The sequence below is a fragment of the Thiohalobacter sp. genome (assembly GCF_027000115.1).
In the GTDB taxonomy this organism is placed as follows: Bacteria; Pseudomonadota; Gammaproteobacteria; order Thiohalobacterales; family Thiohalobacteraceae; genus JALTON01.
Genome location: NZ_JALTON010000046.1, coordinates 1 through 17180 on the forward strand (window position 1 = coordinate 1; position 17180 = coordinate 17180).

The window sequence follows — 17180 nt, forward strand, 5'->3', positions numbered from 1 at the left end:
GAACAGCGGGCGAGCCATCTCCCCCGCTGGCTCCACCAGTACAACTGGCATCGCCCTCATGCTAGCCTGGACTACCACCCGCCCATCAGCCGGCTGCCAGCTGTGAACAACCTGGTGGGTTTACACATCTAGCGCTTGACCGGCTTGTAGAAGGCCGCCTCCAGGCGGTCCTCCCAGTCTTCCGGGGTGTCATCGAACGGCGGCTTGACGTCGATGCGAAAGAACATCTCGCCCTGCGCAGCACGCTCCTGGATCTTCCTGCACAGGCCGTCGAAGGAATCCAGATCGTGTTCCTGCAACAGCACTTCACTCAACCACAACATCGCTTGGCAACTCCCGTTCTGTTGTCGAGGCTCAGGGCCTTGCCCTCAGCCCGAACCTCTCTTCGAAACCGGTACCCGCAATACGGTCGTAGTAGCGGGCGCGATACAGCAGTCGCCCTTCGCCGGCGACCGGATCCACAAAGGCACTGCGCGCGTGCAGCACGTTGTTGCACAGGATGCCTTCGCCAGCCGCGAGCCGTACCTGCAACATGTATTCATGTCCCTCGCGCCAAAGGGCCTGCAGAAAATCCGCCGCGGCGTGCACTCGCGGATCGTCCTTCCACTCCACGTTGCGCAGCCGCGCGCTGTAGCGCATGTGCAGGGCACCGGTCGCCGCGTCAACCGAGAACACCGGCCCGCTCACCGCCCCGCGCAGGACCACCCCCTGCTCCACGTTGGCCGGAATCGTGAGGGCGTCCGGCTGCATGAGCGCCTCGATCCATTCCGGATTCTCGTCGCGCAGCAGGATATAGGCCAGCTCGTGATCCATGAACTGGCTCTCGCCGCCGCGTTCGGCCGGCCGCGCGCAATGCATCAGGATGGCGCGTATCTGGTGATCGGCATCATTGTAGTAGCCGTCGGTATGCCAGCTCAGGCGACGGTCGGTGTAGGGGATGTACTCCCCCTGCCGCCCTCCGGGGGCCACCGACAGCGCCGTGATGCCGTCCTCATCGGCATACAGGTTGCCATCCAGCCGTTCCAGCCCGAACGCGCGGCCGAACGCACGCAGCCGGCGGCGATCCACATCCGCCGCTGCCCGGTACAGGGCCAGATTGCCGCGCCGCAACCGATCGAGCAGGGCGGCGCGCTCCGCTTCGCCGGGCCGGGCGGCATCCGCGACCGTCACCCACAGCGCCTCCACCGAACGCGGCCGGGCGGCCAGCTTCCATGCCCGCCAGGCCCGGTATTCGCTCTCGGCCTCCAGCGCGAACGGACTGGCGCCGAGGCGGGGCGGCTCGGGAATGCTGGACGGGGACAGGGAAGGCTGGGGCATGAGGAACTCGGCGGTTGCGGCGCTGCGATATTCTACGGAAACGGCTGCGGACGCAAACCGGCAGAAAACTGGGGCTTATCCCCGCTTATCCCCGCTGTCTCGCCGCCTATAACCTTAGATAGGGTTCATGAGAAAGCCTGTATCAACCGTAACTATATAATAAAAAACTGATTTGATGGCCGGCATGTCGACATGCCCTGCCGGAAACCGTTTCGGAGCCCTGAAACCCCCCGTTGATTCACTACCCCGTTTGGGATAGGCTACTTCGCCCTGAACACCCCATGGGTAGGGTATTCTCAACGCGGACAGGTCCATAGACTTCCCACCACGGAAAAACGGGGTACGGGAAGTCAGTTCCATGTGACCCCGCCCGAGTGCCGCGACATGCGCCGCAGCCACCCGGGTCGAACATTTTCATGAACGATTCGGGCACCCTCGAAGTTGTGAGTGCCCACTGCACAACCTGCCATTCCTAAGATTAAGGAGACAGACATGGCCGACAAGCACCATGAAACTCCGATGCTCGACGAGCTGGAAAACGGCCCCTGGCCGAGCTTCATTTCGGGCATCAAGCGGTTACGGGACACGCACGACGACGAGCGTATTCGAGGCATGGCCAACTCGCTGCTGGGCCAGCTGGAACACTCCTACGAGACCCGCAAGGGCTACTGGAAGGGCGGAACCGTTTCTGTCTTCGGTTACGGCGGCGGCATCATTCCGCGTTTCTCCGAAGTGGGTAGCGCCTTCCCCGAATCCAAGGAATTCCACACCCTGCGCGTTCAGCCGCCCGCCGGCAACTTCTACACCACCGCCATGCTGCGTCAGCTGAGCGACAGCTGGGAGAAATGGGGCTCCGGCCTGCAGACCTTCCACGGCCAGACCGGCAACATCATGTTCATCGGTACCGACACCGAGAACACCCAGCACTTCTTCGACGAGATCAACGAATACGGCTGGGACCTGGGCGGCGCCGGCCCCTGCGTGCGGACCGGCATGTCCTGCGTGGGTGCGGCCCGCTGTGAAATGTCCTGCTGCGCCGAGCACAACATCCACCGCAAGCTGCTGAACAACTTCACCGACGACGTTCACCGCCCCGCCCTCCCCTACAAGTTCAAGTTCAAGATCTCCGGTTGCCCCAACGACTGCCAGAACGCCATCGAGCGTTCCGACTTCGCAGTCATCGGTACCTGGCGCGACGCCATGCAGATCGACCAGGACGAGGTCAAGAACTACGTTCAGACCAAGGGTCGGCAGTACATCCTGGACAACGTCACCAGCCGTTGCCCCACGCACGCCATCACCCTGAACGATGACGACACCATCACCGTGAACGATCACGAGTGCGTGCGCTGCATGCACTGCCTGAACGTCATGCCGAAGGCACTGCACCCCGGCAACGACAAGGGCGTGACCATCCTCATCGGCGGCAAGCGCACCCTGAAGATCGGTGACCTGATGGGCACCGTGGTGGTCCCCTTCATGAAGATGGAAACCGAAGAGGACTACGAGCGCATCACCGAGCTGGCTGAGGAAATCATCGACTTCTGGGCCGAGAACGGCCTGGAGCACGAGCGCTGCGGCGAGATGATCGAGCGCATCGGCCTGGTGAACTTCCTCGAAGGTATCGGCATCGACGTTGATCCGAACATGGTCAACCATCCGCGCCAGGTTTCCTATGTCCGTACCGACGGCTGGGACGAGGAAGCCGAAAAGTGGTACCGCCGCAAGCTGGAAGAAAAGCACCAGGCTGCGGGCTGATCGCCACCGGCACATTCGGATGAAGCACGAGGCGCGGGGGTCCGTCCCCGCCGCCTCCCGGTTTTAACGCGAAGTTATTCAGGAGAAATCCATGGCACTCGAAGATATGCGCGAGCCGATCGAATCTGGATGCCCCGACGGCTTCCAGTACATGCACCCGGTCATGCGCAAGAACTACGGGCAATGGAAATGGCACGACCATCCCCGTCCCGGCGTTTTGCGTCACGTCGCCTACAGCGGCGACACCATCTGGACCGTCAAGGCCGGCACCCAGCGTATTCTCGACGTCTTCACCCTGCGCAAGCTGTGTGAAATCGGCGACGAATACGCAGACGGCTATGTCCGCTTCACCCTGCGTTCCAACATCGAATACATGGTCACCGACGAAGCCAAGGTCGAGCCGCTGATCAAGGCGCTCGAAGATGCCGGTTTCGTGGTCGGCGGCACCGCCAACTCGGTCACCATGATCTCCCACACCCAGGGCTGGCTGCACTGCGACATCCCGGGCACCGACGCCTCCGGCGTGGTGAAGGCGATGATGGACGAGCTGATCGACGAGTTCCGCAACTGCAACATGCCGAACCGCGTCCACATCACCACCTCCTGCTGCCAGATCAACTGCGGCGGCCAGGGCGACATCGCGATCAACGTGCAGCACACCAAGCCGCCGAAGATCAACCACGACCTGGTTTCCAACGTCTGCGAGCGTCCTTCCGTCGTCGCCCGTTGCCCGGTCGCGGCCATCCGCCCCGCCATGGTCAACGGCAAGCCTTCCCTGGAAGTCGACGAGAAGAAGTGCATCTGCTGCGGTGCCTGCTATCCGCCCTGCCCGCCGATGCAGATCAACGACGCCGAGCACACCAAGCTGGCCATCTGGGTTGGTGGTAATCACTCCAACGCACGCGGCAAGCCGACCTTCCAGAAGCTGGTCGCTGCAGGCATCCCCAACAACCCGCCGCGCTGGCCCGAAGCTACCGCCATCGTCAAGCGCATCCTGCGTGCCTACAAGGAAGGCGCGCGCGACTGGGAGCGCATCAACGACTGGATCGAGCGTATCGGCTGGACCCGCTTCTTCGAGGTCACCGGCCTGCCCTTCACCAAGTATCACATCGATAACTGGCGGGGCGCTCGCAACAGCCTCAACGCATCCGCTCACATCCGGTTCTGATCCGGAAGCGGATTTCCGGCAGGCAGCTTGTTGGCAGGTTCGCGGTTGGCGTCTACCGGCGCCAACCGCGATATTTGAAAGACAAGCCAGCAACTCCGGCGAAAGAACAGCAGGAAGGACAGAAGTCGCATGAAACTAGCGGTAATGGTAAACGAAGGCCCTTACCAGCATCAGGCAGCCGATACGGCACTGCAGTTCACCAAGGCTGCGCTTGAGAAGGGTCACGAGGTGATGCGCGTCTTCTTCTACCATGACGGCGTCAACAACGGCACCCGTTTTGGTGTTCCGCCCCAGGACGATCGCAACATCACTGTCCAGTGGAGCGAGCTGGCCGAGAAGCACAACCTCGATCTGGTCATTTGCGTCGCCGCCGCCCAGCGCCGCGGCATCCTGGATGCGGACGAGGCCAAGCGCCACGGCAAGGATGGCGACAACATCGCCCCCGGTTTCCGGATCTCCGGTCTGGGCCAGCTCATCGAAGCAGGCATCCAGAGCGACCGTCTGGTCGTCTTCGGTGACTGAGACGCGATTCGGCCGCAGGCGATAGACGGCACATACCCAAGATTCCCAATAAGGTTTGCAGACGATGGAAAACGAGGGCGAAATCAAGAAATTCATGTACGTGAACCGCAAGGCTCCGTACGGCACCATCTACGCGCTCGAGTCTCTTGAAGTGGTTCTGATCGGCGCCGCATTCGATCAGGACGTGAGTCTCGCGTTCATCGATGACGGCGTGTTCCAGCTCACCAAGGGCCAGGACACCACCGAAATCGGGATGAAGAACTTCTCTCCCATCTACAAGGTGCTCGGCGACTATGGCATTACCAAGCTGTACGTCGAAAAGGAATCCATGGAAGCGCGCGGCATCGGCCTCGACGACCTCCAGGAACTCATGTACGAAGACGAGGACGACGACTGGGAAGAGAAGCCGTCCATCCGCATCGTGACCAGGGAAGAGATGCGCGACCTGATGGATGAGCAGGACGTGCTGCTGAACTTCTGAGGCTTAGGAGAGATTCCACGATGGCAATGTTGCATACCGTTAACAAGTCGCCGTTCGAAAAGAACTCGGCCGATGCCTGCCTCAGCCACGTCAAGGCTGGCGCATCGATCCTGTTCATCGAGGACGGCGTCTACGCAGCCCTCGACGGCACCGTGGTCACCGACAGCATCAAGTCGGCCATGAAGGACTGCAAGATTTATGTTCTGGGCCCTGACTACAAGGCCCGCGGCCTGAGTGAGGACAAACTGATCGAAGGCGTCACCGTGGTCGATTACGGCGGCTTCGTCGACCTTGTGACCGAGCACGACAGTGTTCAGTCCTGGCTCTAACCTTTCCGGCAATAGCTCCAACTGTTATCTCGAGGAGAAAGACCATGCCTATCGAAGTGAACGGCAAAACCATTGAAACCGACGAAGAAGGCTACCTGGCCAACCTGAATGACTGGGAGCCCGCTGTGGCCGAAGTCATGGCCAAGGAAGACGGCACCGAGCTGACCGAGAACCACTGGGAGGTGATCAACTTCCTGCGTGAGTACTACGAAGAGTACCAGATTGCTCCGGCTGTCCGTGTTCTGACCAAGGCCATCGGCAAGAAGCTGGGCAAGGACAAGGGCAACAGCAAGTACCTGTACGAGCTGTTCCCCTATGGCCCGGCCAAGCAGGCGTGCAAGTACGCCGGTCTGCCGAAGCCGACCGGCTGCGTCTGAGTCAGTCAGACCGCTTGGATTGAGGGGGGCGCAAGCCCCCCTTTCCCAGAATTCCCGGCAGTGAGGAGATGACGGTGAGTCAGTTCTACACCGCGCTGTTCTATGCAGCCATAGCCGTGTTCTTCATCGGTCTCGGCGCGCGCATATACAAGTATGCCAGAACCCCGGCACCGCTGAAGATCCCCACAACGCCTGCGCCGACCACGGCTGGGGGCGTTGTATGGCGCATGTTCCGCGAAGTCGTCTTCTTTCACAGCCTGTTCCGTGGCAACAAGTGGACCTGGCTCTTCGGCTGGACCTTCCACCTGTCGCTGCTGCTCGCGTTCTTCCGTCACCTGCGTTATGCCATCACGCCGGACAACATTCTCTGGCCCCTGATCAGCCTGGAACCCGTTCAGGCCTTCGGCAAGTACGCGGGATTCGGCATGGTAATCGGCCTGCTCGGGCTGTTCGGACGCCGCATCTTCGTCGATCGCGTGCGCTACATTTCCAGTCCCTCCGATTACCTCATGCTGCTGCTGCTGCTGGCCATTGCCCTCAGCGGCCTCGGCATGACTTTCGTGGCCCATACCGACATCGTGGCCCTCAAGGCCTTCGCGCTGGGCCTGCTGCGACTCGACCCGCAGCCGCTGCCGACCGACCCGCTGGTGCTCACCCACCTGGGCCTGGTCGCGCTGCTCATGATCGTGTTCCCGATCAGCAAGCTGTTGCACGCCCCCGGCGTGTTCTTCAGCCCCACCCGCAACCAGATCGACAACCCGCGCGAGAAGCGCCATGTCGCGCCCTGGGCGGCGGAACTGGAGAAGTGATCGCACACGCGGTCACGGCATTGCGACAGTAGACCAAGGAGCAAACAGTGGCGGATTTTGAAGTCCCGAAATTCCGAGAAATCCCGATCATCCCCAAGCTCCAGGAAGGGGTGATGGCGCACAGCCAGCCATTCGTGGCCAAGGCCGAGTTCCAGCAGCCTCTGGGTTATCCCGGCGAGCTGGTCGACAACTGGAAGGAAGTCGCCATCGAAAAGCTCGGTGAGCTCTGCGGCAAGTACCGCTCCTTGCAGGTGTTCCTCGATTCCTGCGTGAAGTGCGGTGCCTGCACCGACAAGTGCCACTACTACCTTGGCACCACCGATGCCAAGAATATGCCGGTAGCGCGCCAGGATCTGCTGCGCAAGGTCTACCGCCGCTACTATACCTTCGCCGGCAAGTATTTCCCCAAGCTGGTTGGTGCCGTCGATCTGACCGAGGAAGTGCTGGACGACTGGTACAGCTATTTCCACCAGTGCTCGCAGTGCCGCCGCTGCTCCGTATTCTGCCCCTACGGTATCGACACCGCCGAAATCTCCATGGCTGCCCGCGAGATCATGGACGCGGTCGGCAAGGGCCAGAAATACTGTAACGAGATCATCGGCAAGGTCTTCAAGATCGGCAACAATCTGGGACTGCCCCAGCCCGCGCTGGAAGACACCCTCGAAGGCATCGAGGAAGATGTCTATGACGATACCGGCGTCAAGGTCCGCTACCCGCTGGACGAGGAAGGCGCCGAGATCCTGCTGGTCACACCGTCCGCCGACTTCTTCGCCGAGCCCCATGTCGACGGTCTCATCGGCTACGGCAAGGTCTTTCACGAGGCCGGCGTCAGCTGGACCCTGAGTTCCTATGCCTCGGAAGCCGCCAACTTCGGCATGTTCATCGGGTCCTACGAGAACATGCGCCGGGTTGCCCTGCGCATCCGCAAGGCCGCCCAGGACCTGGGTGTCAAGCGCATCGTGTTCGGCGAGTGCGGTCATGCCTGGCGCGTGGCCTACAGCTTCCTAAACACTCTCGCCGGCCCCTTCGATTTCCTCGATCCGCGCTACCCCGTGCCGCAGCACATCTGCGAATTCACCTGGAACCTGATCCAGGAAGGCAAGCTCAAGTTCGACAAGTCGCAGAACGACGACATGCGCCTGACCTATCACGATTCCTGCAACGTGGCGCGCGCCTCCCGCATGGGCGACTTTCCCGGCGGCCAGTTCGTGATCCCGCGCGAGATCATCAAGGCGACCTGCAACCACTTCTACGACATGGATCCCGACACCATCTACGATGCAACCTATTGCTGCGGTGGTGGCGGCGGCCTGCTCACCGACGACCTCATGGAACTTCGCGTCAAGGGCGCCCTGCCGCGTATGGAGGCCCTGAAGAAGGTCGTCGACGAGAACGACGTAACGCACATGGCTGCAATCTGCGCCATCTGCAAAAGTCAGTTTGCAAAGGTAATGCCCTACTACGGCTTCCGCCTGGATCAGATCGTCAGTGTTCACCAACTGGTGAGCAACGCGATCATCCTGTCGGACGCCCCGGCGGACGACGAGGATGCCGGTGGCGAGGGCGACGACGAGTAACGCGAAATTCGCAAGATCAAACGAACGAGAATTCCGGCATACCGGGTTCACCTAACAGGAGAACAGGCATGGCAACCTCCCAAGACGAAATGAAACTCACGTTCCGCAAGTTCAAGGACGGCGAAAACAAGTGGTCGAGCATGCACGACAAGATCTTTGTCGCTGACACCTCCCACAAGTGCCCTGTCTATGTTCACCGTACACCGCCGTGCCAGGGTAGCTGCCCCTCGGGCGAAGACATCCGCGGCTGGCTGCAGATCGTTCGCGGCATCGAGAAGCCGCCCAAAGGCGTGGACTGGCACGAGTACGCCTTCCGTCGCTCTACCGACGCCAACCCCTTCCCCGCCATGATGGGCCGCGTCTGCCCGGCGCCCTGCGAGGACGGCTGCAACCGCAACGAAGTCGATGACTTCGTCGGCATCAACGCCGTGGAGCAGTTCATTGGCGATACCGCCTACGAGAACGGCTACAAGTTCGAGGCGCCGCCGCTGACCACGGACAAGAAGGTTGCCATCGTCGGTGGCGGTCCGGCCGGCATGTCTGCCGCCTACCACCTGCGCCGTCGCGGTATCGCGAGCTGCATCTTCGACGACCACGAGAAGCTGGGCGGCATGATGCAGTACGGCATTCCCGGCTATCGTGTGCCGCGCACCCACCTGGATCACGAGATCCAGCGCATCATCGACATGGGTGATATCGAGGTCCGCACCGGCGTCCGCGTCGGCCGTGACGTCAGCGTCGAGGAGCTGGAGAAGGAATTCGATGCCATCCTGTGGGCCATCGGCTGCAAGACCGGCCGCGGCCTGCCCGTACCCGGCTGGGAAGGCACCCCGAACTGCATCTCCGGTGTTGCCTTCCTGGAAGCCTTCAACAAGGGCGACCTGAAGGTCACCGCCGAAAAGGTGGTTTGCGTGGGTGGTGGTGACACCTCCATCGACGTGGTTTCCGTGGCCCGCCGCCTCGGCAAGATCTCCAACCTCAACCCCAAGGACCGTCCGGAAGAGGTTATCTACGGCCACACCGCGCACGACGCCGCCATGACCGCGGCCCGCGAAGGCGCGGAAGTCACCCTGACCGCCCTCTTCCCGCGCGAGGAGATGACGGCTACCGAGCACGAGGTGCGCGATGCCCTGACCGAGGGCGTCACCATCCTCAACGAGGTCATGCCGGTCGAGGTCATCAAGAACGAGGAAGGCCGTGCCACCGGCCTGAAGATGGCCAAGTGCAAGCTCGAGGATGGCCGCCCGGTGCCGATCGAGGGCACCGAGTTCGTGCTCGAGGCTGATCTGATCGTGGCCGCCATCGGCCAGGGTGGCGACCTGGAAGGCCTGGAAGACTTCGACAACGGCCGTGGCCTGATGGACTCCGACCAGTTCTACCAGGTGCCGAACAAGCCCGGCCATTTCGTCGCCGGCGATATCATTCGTCCGCACCTGCTGACCACCGCCATCGGCCAGGCCTCCATCGCCGCCGAGAGCATCCAGCACTACCTCAACAACGAGGCCCAGGTGAAGCGCCCGAAGGTGGACAAGCACCACTTCAACCTGCTGGCCAAGCTCAACGAGGCCGGCCTGGCGCCCGTGGAGTTCCAGCCCGAGGGCGACCTGCGCGGCACCTCCAGCGCCAACTATGCGATCCACAACTTCGAGGACCGCGCCAGTTCCGAGATCATCTCGCATGACCAGCTCTTCCTGGGGCATTTCGCCTATGAACCGCGCCACAAGCGCGGCGAGAAGATCCCGGGTGCCGACGAGGTGCTGGGACACTTCGAGGAGCGCTATATCGGTCTGCCCGAGGAAGAGGCCCAGGCCGAGGCCGGTCGCTGCATGAGCTGTGGCCTGTGCTTCGAGTGCGACAACTGCGTCATCTACTGCCCGCAGGATGCCGTCTACCGAGTGAAAAAGGACGAGGCGACCACCGGTCGTTACGTGGCGACCGACTACACGCGCTGCATCGGCTGCCACATCTGCTCCGATGTATGCCCGACCGGCTACATCGACATGGCCATGGGTGAGTGATCTCGCAGACCAGTTGACAGGAGAGATGATGGCTCCCGTGTTGCGATCCCTGAAAGCTCTGCTGCTGTGGGCTGGACTGGCGTTTGCCAGTCTCCCCCTGGCGGCCGGCGCCGAAGTCCCGCTGCCCGACATCCTGAAGAAGCCGATCGAAACCAACGGCCGCTTCAGCGAAACACAGGGCTGCGTGGAACCCACCGACGTGATGCGCAAAAAGCACTTCGAGTTCCTCCTGCACCAGCGGGACGAAACCCTGCGCAAGGGTGTACGTACTCGCCGCTACAGCTTCGAGGAGTGCATCAACTGTCACGTACCGCCCGCCGAGAGCGGCAAGGTGGTCCGGGTGACCAGCAAGGAGCATTTCTGCAACAGCTGCCATACCTATGCCGGTGTCACCATCGACTGCTTCGACTGTCACCGCGACACGCCGACCCCCAAGAACATCGGTTTCCATCCGCTGGTCGGCAAGTCGAAGGCCACGGGGCATCACATGGACCTGGCGGCCCAGCCTGACGAACCACTCAACCCGGAAACCCTGAGCATGGCCGTGGAGGGTGCACAGCAATGAGCGACACCGATATTTCCCGTCGCCGCTTCTTCGGTGGCGCGGCCGGCGTCCTCGCGGGCGTGGCCGTGGCCCCCGGTGTTCTGCTGAACGAGGTCGCCGTCGCCAAGGCGCCGGATCAGCCTGCCAGCAGCGAAAACCGCTGGGGCATGCTGATCGATACCAACAAGTGTCAGAAAGGCTGCGACGCCTGCGTGCGCGGCTGCCAGCAGGAAAACGGCTGGGGACCCTACGGTACCGAGACCAAATCCAACGAGCTGCAGCAGGCCCACTGGATCCGCAAGGTTGAGATCCGCGACACCAGGACCGGCTACAGCCATTCGCTGCCGCTGATGTGCCAGCACTGTGCGCATCCCCCCTGTGTCGATGTCTGCCCCACTCACGCCTCCATGAAGCGCGAGGACGGCATCGTCCTGGTCGACAAGCACGTCTGCATCGGCTGCCGTTACTGCATGATGGCCTGCCCCTACAAGGCCCGTTCCTTCATCCACGAGGAACTGCATGACCAGTTGCCACACGCGCCCCGTGGCATCGGCACTGTCGAATCCTGCACCCTGTGTGTGCACCGCGTGGACCGCGATGGCGCCGACGCCATTCCGGCCTGCGCCGAGGCCTGCGCCGCCGAGGGTCACGATGCCTTCGTGTTCGGTGATCTCAACGATCCCAACAGCCGCCTGTCCCGGGAGCTGGCGAAGCACGGCGGCACCCAGATTCGCGCCGATCTGGGACTGGATCTTGGCGTGCGTTACCGGGGCATCTGAAGCGGTTGCCGACCACAGCGAAGTGAAGTAGAGGCGAGTCCAAGTCGATGAAAAGAGTCATTCACTTTCGGGAAGTCACCAACAACGGAACCGGCTACTGGGGTCTGCTGGGGCTGTTCGCCCTGATCGTGGCCGTCGGGCTAGGTGCTGCATACTACATGGAGCACAACGGCCATTGGGTCACCGGCATGAACAACCAGATCGTCTGGGGCACCCCGCATGTGTTTGCGGTGTTCCTGATCGTGGCCGCCTCCGGTGCCCTGAACGTCGCTTCCATCGCCTCGGTCTTCAACAAGAAGTTCTACAAGCCACTGGCGCCCCTGTCGGCGCTGCTGGCGGTGGCGCTGCTCATCGGCGGTCTCATCATTCTGGTGCTCGACCTGGGCCGGCCGGATCGCCTGATCGTCGCCATGACCCACTACAACTTCAAGTCGATCTTTGCCTGGAACATCATCCTGTATAACGGCTTCATCGCCATCGTCGCCGTTTACATCTGGTTCATGATGGAACCACGCATGAAGCCCTACAGCAGCTACGCCGGCTTCTTCGCCTTCGTCTGGCGCATCATCCTGACCACCGGTACCGGCTCCATTTTTGGCTTCCTGGTGGCACGCCAGGCCTATGACGCCGCCATCTACGCACCCATGTTCGTGGTCATGTCCTTCAGTTTTGGACTTGCCATCTACCTGCTGGTGCTGATGGCCGCGATGAAGTGGACGGGCCGCCCGTTGGGCGATGCCGTCGTCAGCCGCCTGAAGAACCTGCTCGGCGTATTCGTCGCGGGTGTCTTCTACTTCGTGCTCGCCTACCACCTGACCAGCCTCTATGCCACCGAGCACCATGGCTGGGAGCGCTTCCTGCTGCTCGACGGCGGCCTCTACACCAAGCTGTTCTGGATCGGCCAGATCCTGATCGGCACCCTGCTGCCGCTGGCCATGCTCTATCACCCGACCCTGGGCAAGTCCCGCGCCGTGGTAGCCTGGGCCTGCGTGTTCGTCATCCTCGGCGGGCTGGCACAGATGTACACCATCATCATCGGCGGCCAGGCCTACCCGCTGGTGCTGTTCCCGGGCATGGAAGTCAGCAGCGACTTCAGCGACGGCATCGTGGCAGCCTACACGCCCGCCCTGCCCGAGTTCCTGCTCGGCATCGGCGGCATGGGCATCGCCTTGCTGGCCGTGACCGTGGCCGTCAAGGTGCTGCGCTTCCTGCCGGAGACGCTGGAAGACGACCGCGTCGATCCGCACCGCGCCGCCGAGGCGGAAGCCGCCGAAGCCGCCTGATTCCGCAAGGCAACGGCATGGGCCGCGCGCAGTCATGGCGACATGGCTGCGCGTTTTCGTTTGACGCGAGGCGTCCATGACCCATCTGCTCATTTCCGCCGCCCACAAGTCCTCGGGCAAGACCACGCTCAGCATCGGCCTGTGCCGGGCGCTCGCCGCGCGCGGGCTGGCCGTGCAGCCGTTCAAGAAGGGGCCCGACTACATCGACCCCATGTGGCTGGGCGACGCCGCCGGCCGCCCCTGCTACAACCTGGATTTCCAGACCCAGTCGGCGGACGAAATCCGCAACCTGGTCGCCTGCCGCAGCCGCGGCGCCGAGCTGTCGCTGATCGAGGGCAACAAGGGCCTGTACGACGGCATGGCGCTCGACGGCAGCAACAGCAACGCTGCCCTGGCCAAGCTGCTGGGCGCGCCCGTGATACTGGTGATCGACACCCGCGGCATCACCCGCGGCGTGGCGCCCCTGCTGCTCGGCTACCAGCACTTCGACCCGGCGGTACGTATCCGGGGCGTCATCCTCAACCAGGTCGGCGGTGCCCGGCACGAGGCCAAGCTGCGGGAATCCGTGGAACACTACACCGACATCCCGGTGCTGGGCGCGGTACGCCGCAACAGTGCGCTGGTCATCGACGAACGCCACCTCGGCCTGATCCCCGAGAACGAGGAGAGCGCGGCCGGCCGCCTCATCGCCACCATCGCCGCGGCGGTCGGCGAGCAGGTCGATCTCGACCGCCTGTTGACCGTGGCCCGCGACGCGACGCCGCTGCCGGAGTGCCACCCCGAGCCTGCGCCACCACCGGCCGGCGAGCGGATCCGGATCGCCATCGCCCGCGACCGGGCCTTCGGCTTCTACTACCCCGACGATCTCGAGGCCCTGGAGGCCGCCGGGGCCGAGCTGCTGCCCTTCGACGCCCTCGCGGACAGCCGCCTGCCCGACTGCGACGGCCTGTTCATTGGCGGCGGTTTCCCCGAGACCCAGATGGAGGCGCTGTCCGCCAATGCCGCCCTGCGGGCCCACATCCGCGAGGCCATCGAGGCCGGTCTGCCCACCTACGCCGAGTGCGGCGGATTGATGTACCTGGCCCGCAGCCTGCGCTGGAAGGACCGCAGTGCCGAGATGGTGGGCGTGATCCCCGGCGACGCGGTCATGTGCGACCGGCCCCAGGGCCGCGGCTACATCCACCTTGCCGAGACGGAGGACTTCCCATGGCCTGCTGCCGGTAGTCGTCCCCCGGCAGACATTCCCGCCCACGAATTCCACTACTCGCGCCTGGAAAACCTGCCCCCCGACGGCCGCTTCGCCTACCGTGTCCTGCGTGGCAGCGGCATCGACGGCCGGCACGACGGCTTCCGCCACCGCAACCTGCTCGCCTGCTACGCCCATCTGCGCAATACCGGCAGCTATCCCTGGGCCCGCCGCTTCCTCGCCTTCGTACGCAGCCACCGCGGCGACTGATTCCCATGAACGGGCTGCGGCAGAAATCGGCGCCCGGGTCGCGTACAATAGACCGCCCAACGTTCAAGGGGTTGAGAGACATGATCAGCATCACGCCCGCAGCCGCGCGCCAGATCCGCCAGTCCGCCAAGCAGGGGCGTATGGAAGGCATGGCCCTGCGCATCGCCGCCCAGCGCAATGCCGACGGCACCATCCACTACGCCATGGGCTTCGACGATACCGGCCGCGACGAGGATACCCGCTTCACCTCCGAAGGCATCGAGATCGTGGTCGCCCCCCCCAGCATGCCCGTGCTGGACGGTACCGTCATCGACTTCGTGGAGCTGGAGCCCGGCAAGTTCGAGTTCATCTTCATGAACCCGAACGACGCCAACTACAAGCCGCCCGAGGCGAGTCAGGGCGAGTAGCCACCCGCGAGGCCTGCCGCGCATGCCCGACTGGCTGAAGCGAAACCGCCGCCGGCCCCCGAACGAGGGTCGGCAGGCCGTTGCCGTTGACGCGGCCGACCGCCCTGCTCACGACCGTGCCTTCCCCATCCCCCATTCGCCCTATCGCATTCCACTGGCTGCGCTGGCCGTCATCATCGCGTTTCTGGGCACCCTGCCCTTCGTGCCCGGCCTTGCCGGCACCGCGCGGGGGCTGCTGGCGGCCGCGCTGGTGGTCGCCGCGCTGGGCCTGTTGTGGGAACTGGCCCGCCGGCTGCGGCGCGAGCTGCTGGATCCGCTGTGCGCCATCCGGCGCTGGTCGGCACGCATGCTGGATGCCGACCTGGGCGCGCGCATCCCGGTACCGGACCAGGGCAGCTTCAAGCGCCTCGCCAGCGACCTCAACCACCTCAGCGACCGTTTCCAGGGTCTGTCGCTGGACATGGAGGCACAGGTGCGCAAGCAGACCGCCCACATCCAGCAGCAGACCCGCTCGCTGGAAGTGCTCTACGACGTGGCCGCCAGCATCAACAGCTCGCGCGACCTCGACGACCTGCTCACCCGTTTCCTGCACACCCTCAAGGAAGTGGTGCATGCCCGCGCCGCCACCGTGCGCCTGCTCGGACCCGACAACCAGATGCACCTGGTGGCCAGCCTGGGCCTGAACGACGAAGTGGTCGAACGCGAACAGACCCTGCCCTCGCGGCAGTGCCTGTGCGGCCGGGCGGCACAGGAAGGCACCATTCGCATGCACGCCGACCTGCGCACCTGTGACAAGCTCGCCGGCACGCCCTTCTTCGGCGAGCAGGAGCAGGTGGAAATGATCGCCGTACCACTGGCCTACCGGGGCCGGACGCTGGGCGTCTACAACCTGTTCATCGACAAACAGCACCATATCGACAACGACGATGACCGCGACCTGCTGGTCAGCATCGGTCGCCACCTCGGCATGGCCATCGAGAAGGCGCGCCTCGACGAGGAAGCCAACCGCCTGTCCATCATCGAGGAACGGACCCGCATCGCCCACGAGCTGCACGACTCGCTGGCGCAGACCCTGGCCAGTCTGCGTTTCCAGGTGCGTGTGCTGGACGAGACCCTGCACCAGGGTGACGAGTCCGCACTCTGGGCCGAGCTGGAGCGCATCGAGAACAGCCTGGACGAGGCCTACACCGAACTGCGCGGCCTCATCGACCATTTCCGCGCCCCCATCGACCGCCGCGGCCTGATTCCCGCCATCGAAAAGCTGGTCCAGCGCTTCCGCAACGAGTCCAGCATCCAGATCTTCCTGCAACAGGAATGGGGCCAGGCCGACCTGCCCGAAGACGTCGAAATCCAGGTGCTGCGTATCGTACAGGAAGCGCTGGCCAACGTGCGCAAGCACAGCCAGGCCCATACCGTGCGTCTGTTGATGCGCCGTGACGGTGAGCGCTACCGGGTGCTGATCGAGGACGACGGCGTCGGCATGCCGCGCAAGCGCGCCGGCGGGGGTCCGGGCGAGCACGTCGGCCTGTCGATCATGGAGGAACGCGCGCGGCGCATCGGCGGCCGCATCCGTTTCGAGTCGGAGCCCGGCGAGGGCACCCGCATCCAGCTCAGCTTCCCCGCGCCGAAGCCCGCCGGGTCCGAGATCACCATTCCCATCCGACAGGCGAACCCATGAGCTTGCGCGTCATTCTCATCGACGATCACACCCTGTTCCGTGTCGGCCTGCAGGGCCTGCTCGAACATCGCGGCATCGAGGTCGTGGCCGCTGTCGGCGACGGCGAGGAAGGCATCCGCCTGGCCGAGGAACTGCAACCCGACGTGGTACTGCTGGACATGCGCATGCCCGGCACCGACGGTCTCGGCGTGCTGCGCAAGCTGCGCCAGAGCGGTCTGGAAATGCCCATCGCCATGCTCACCACCAGCAGCAACGAGCAGGACCTGGTCGAATCCCTTCGCAGCGGTGCGCAGGGCTACCTGATCAAGGACATGCAGCCGGATGACCTGGTCGTTGCATTGCGCGACATCGTCGCCGGCAAGACGGTGGTCGCGCCCGACCTCGCCCCGGTGCTGGCCAAGGTGGTCCAGGGCGAGGCCATCACGCCGCGCGACCATAGTCCCTTTTCGGAACTCACGCCGCGCGAAAGCGAGATCCTCGGCCTGCTCGCCGAGGGCCAGAGCAACAAGGCCATCGCCCGTAACCTGGGGATTTCCGATGGCACGGTGAAGCTGCACGTCAAGGCCATCCTGCGCAAGCTCGGCGTGCATTCGCGCGTCGAGGCCGCGGTCATTGCGGTCGAACAGGGCCTGCGCACCCACCGCAGCGACACCGCGCGCAGCGCCGACTGAACCCCT

At 63.7% G+C, this 17180-nt stretch carries 18 protein-coding genes and 1 pseudogene; 17 read left to right on the top strand and 2 right to left on the bottom strand.

Features of this window, described 5'->3' with window-relative positions; translation table 11 throughout:
- Window positions 1–132 (top strand): annotated as a pseudogene (locus tag MVF76_RS08270) (IS481 family transposase); the annotation flags it as partial.
- Here the strand turns inward: MVF76_RS08270 and MVF76_RS08275 are convergent.
- Window positions 129–323, bottom strand: coding sequence for a sulfur relay protein DsrC (locus tag MVF76_RS08275; protein ID WP_297528338.1), 195 nt, complete (start codon window positions 321–323; stop codon window positions 129–131). The pseudogene MVF76_RS08270 and the gene MVF76_RS08275 sit on opposite strands and share 4 nt — an antisense overlap.
- A 31-nt stretch (window positions 324–354) precedes the next feature.
- Entirely contained in the window at window positions 355–1317 is a 963-nt protein-coding gene (locus MVF76_RS08280; protein WP_297528339.1) for a TauD/TfdA family dioxygenase, read from the bottom strand.
- Between the two features lie 492 nt (window positions 1318–1809).
- On the opposite strand from MVF76_RS08280, the gene dsrA reads away from it, so the two are divergent.
- The 16 genes from dsrA (at window position 1810) to MVF76_RS08360 (ending at window position 17174) form a co-directional block, all read left to right on the top strand.
- On the top strand, window positions 1810–3075 hold the full coding sequence (dsrA, locus tag MVF76_RS08285) for a dissimilatory-type sulfite reductase subunit alpha (RefSeq protein WP_297528340.1): 1266 nt from the start codon (window positions 1810–1812) through the stop codon (window positions 3073–3075).
- 91 nt (window positions 3076–3166) lie between these two features.
- Window positions 3167–4243, top strand: coding sequence for a dissimilatory-type sulfite reductase subunit beta (gene dsrB, locus MVF76_RS08290; protein WP_297528341.1), 1077 nt, complete (start codon window positions 3167–3169; stop codon window positions 4241–4243).
- A 129-nt stretch (window positions 4244–4372) separates the two neighbouring features.
- Window positions 4373–4765 (top strand): sulfurtransferase complex subunit TusD, encoded by a 393-nt coding sequence (gene tusD / locus MVF76_RS08295; protein WP_297528342.1) that lies wholly within the window; start codon window positions 4373–4375, stop codon window positions 4763–4765.
- A 64-nt stretch (window positions 4766–4829) separates the two neighbouring features.
- Window positions 4830–5246, top strand: a complete 417-nt coding sequence (gene tusC, locus MVF76_RS08300) for a sulfurtransferase complex subunit TusC (protein ID WP_297528343.1) — start codon at window positions 4830–4832, stop codon at window positions 5244–5246.
- A 20-nt stretch (window positions 5247–5266) separates the two neighbouring features.
- Window positions 5267–5575, top strand: a complete 309-nt coding sequence (gene tusB, locus MVF76_RS08305) for a sulfurtransferase complex subunit TusB (protein ID WP_297528344.1) — start codon at window positions 5267–5269, stop codon at window positions 5573–5575.
- 44 nt (window positions 5576–5619) lie between these two features.
- Window positions 5620–5952, top strand: coding sequence for a TusE/DsrC/DsvC family sulfur relay protein (locus MVF76_RS08310; RefSeq protein WP_297528345.1), 333 nt, complete (start codon window positions 5620–5622; stop codon window positions 5950–5952).
- A 68-nt stretch (window positions 5953–6020) separates the two neighbouring features.
- Window positions 6021–6761, top strand: a complete 741-nt coding sequence (locus MVF76_RS08315; protein ID WP_297528346.1) for a respiratory nitrate reductase subunit gamma — start codon at window positions 6021–6023, stop codon at window positions 6759–6761.
- Window positions 6762–6874: 113 nt separating this feature from the next.
- Entirely contained in the window at window positions 6875–8338 is a 1464-nt protein-coding gene (gene dsrK, locus MVF76_RS08320; protein ID WP_317622953.1) for a sulfate reduction electron transfer complex DsrMKJOP subunit DsrK, read from the top strand.
- A gap of 68 nt (window positions 8339–8406) precedes the next feature.
- Window positions 8407–10356 (top strand): NAD(P)-binding protein, encoded by a 1950-nt coding sequence (locus tag MVF76_RS08325; RefSeq protein ID WP_297528348.1) that lies wholly within the window; start codon window positions 8407–8409, stop codon window positions 10354–10356.
- A gap of 37 nt (window positions 10357–10393) precedes the next feature.
- On the top strand, window positions 10394–10921 hold the full coding sequence (locus MVF76_RS08330; protein ID WP_297528349.1) for a hypothetical protein: 528 nt from the start codon (window positions 10394–10396) through the stop codon (window positions 10919–10921).
- Window positions 10918–11679 carry a sulfate reduction electron transfer complex DsrMKJOP subunit DsrO gene (gene dsrO, locus MVF76_RS08335; protein ID WP_297528350.1) on the top strand — a complete coding sequence of 254 codons (762 nt, stop codon included), beginning with the start codon at window positions 10918–10920 and terminating at the stop codon, window positions 11677–11679. Before MVF76_RS08330 ends, dsrO begins: the two co-directional genes overlap by 4 nt.
- Before the next feature lie 47 nt (window positions 11680–11726).
- Window positions 11727–12962: an NrfD/PsrC family molybdoenzyme membrane anchor subunit gene (nrfD, locus tag MVF76_RS08340; RefSeq protein ID WP_297528351.1), complete on the top strand. Its 1236-nt coding sequence runs from the start codon at window positions 11727–11729 to the stop codon at window positions 12960–12962.
- A gap of 76 nt (window positions 12963–13038) precedes the next feature.
- Window positions 13039–14418, top strand: a complete 1380-nt coding sequence (locus tag MVF76_RS08345) for a cobyrinate a,c-diamide synthase (RefSeq protein WP_297528352.1) — start codon at window positions 13039–13041, stop codon at window positions 14416–14418.
- Between the two features lie 80 nt (window positions 14419–14498).
- Window positions 14499–14825, top strand: a complete 327-nt coding sequence (locus MVF76_RS08350; protein ID WP_297528353.1) for a HesB/IscA family protein — start codon at window positions 14499–14501, stop codon at window positions 14823–14825.
- Between the two features lie 22 nt (window positions 14826–14847).
- Window positions 14848–16503, top strand: a complete 1656-nt coding sequence (locus tag MVF76_RS08355; protein ID WP_297528354.1) for an ATP-binding protein — start codon at window positions 14848–14850, stop codon at window positions 16501–16503.
- Window positions 16500–17174 (top strand): response regulator, encoded by a 675-nt coding sequence (locus tag MVF76_RS08360; protein WP_297528355.1) that lies wholly within the window; start codon window positions 16500–16502, stop codon window positions 17172–17174. The genes MVF76_RS08355 and MVF76_RS08360 overlap by 4 nt, the downstream gene beginning before the upstream one ends.
- Window positions 17175–17180: the final 6 nt, after the last annotated feature.

Excerpts from the sequence above, each read along its gene's own strand:
- MVF76_RS08280 (WP_297528339.1), bottom strand. The coding sequence starts at position 1,317 with ATGCCCCAGCCTTCCCTGTCCCCGTCCAGCATTCCCGAGCCGCCCCGC.
- tusC (WP_297528343.1), top strand. The coding sequence starts at position 4,830 with ATGGAAAACGAGGGCGAAATCAAGAAATTCATGTACGTGAACCGCAAG.
- nrfD (WP_297528351.1), top strand. The coding sequence starts at position 11,727 with ATGAAAAGAGTCATTCACTTTCGGGAAGTCACCAACAACGGAACCGGC.
- MVF76_RS08275 (WP_297528338.1), bottom strand. The coding sequence starts at position 323 with ATGTTGTGGTTGAGTGAAGTGCTGTTGCAGGAACACGATCTGGATTCC.
- MVF76_RS08350 (WP_297528353.1), top strand. The coding sequence starts at position 14,499 with ATGATCAGCATCACGCCCGCAGCCGCGCGCCAGATCCGCCAGTCCGCC.
- dsrA (WP_297528340.1), top strand. The coding sequence starts at position 1,810 with ATGGCCGACAAGCACCATGAAACTCCGATGCTCGACGAGCTGGAAAAC.
- MVF76_RS08355 (WP_297528354.1), top strand. The coding sequence starts at position 14,848 with ATGCCCGACTGGCTGAAGCGAAACCGCCGCCGGCCCCCGAACGAGGGT.
- MVF76_RS08360 (WP_297528355.1), top strand. The coding sequence starts at position 16,500 with ATGAGCTTGCGCGTCATTCTCATCGACGATCACACCCTGTTCCGTGTC.
- MVF76_RS08325 (WP_297528348.1), top strand. The coding sequence starts at position 8,407 with ATGGCAACCTCCCAAGACGAAATGAAACTCACGTTCCGCAAGTTCAAG.
- dsrO (WP_297528350.1), top strand. The coding sequence starts at position 10,918 with ATGAGCGACACCGATATTTCCCGTCGCCGCTTCTTCGGTGGCGCGGCC.
- MVF76_RS08315 (WP_297528346.1), top strand. The coding sequence starts at position 6,021 with ATGACGGTGAGTCAGTTCTACACCGCGCTGTTCTATGCAGCCATAGCC.
- MVF76_RS08310 (WP_297528345.1), top strand. The coding sequence starts at position 5,620 with ATGCCTATCGAAGTGAACGGCAAAACCATTGAAACCGACGAAGAAGGC.
- MVF76_RS08345 (WP_297528352.1), top strand. The coding sequence starts at position 13,039 with ATGACCCATCTGCTCATTTCCGCCGCCCACAAGTCCTCGGGCAAGACC.
- tusB (WP_297528344.1), top strand. The coding sequence starts at position 5,267 with ATGGCAATGTTGCATACCGTTAACAAGTCGCCGTTCGAAAAGAACTCG.
- tusD (WP_297528342.1), top strand. The coding sequence starts at position 4,373 with ATGAAACTAGCGGTAATGGTAAACGAAGGCCCTTACCAGCATCAGGCA.
- dsrK (WP_317622953.1), top strand. The coding sequence starts at position 6,875 with ATGGCGCACAGCCAGCCATTCGTGGCCAAGGCCGAGTTCCAGCAGCCT.
- dsrB (WP_297528341.1), top strand. The coding sequence starts at position 3,167 with ATGGCACTCGAAGATATGCGCGAGCCGATCGAATCTGGATGCCCCGAC.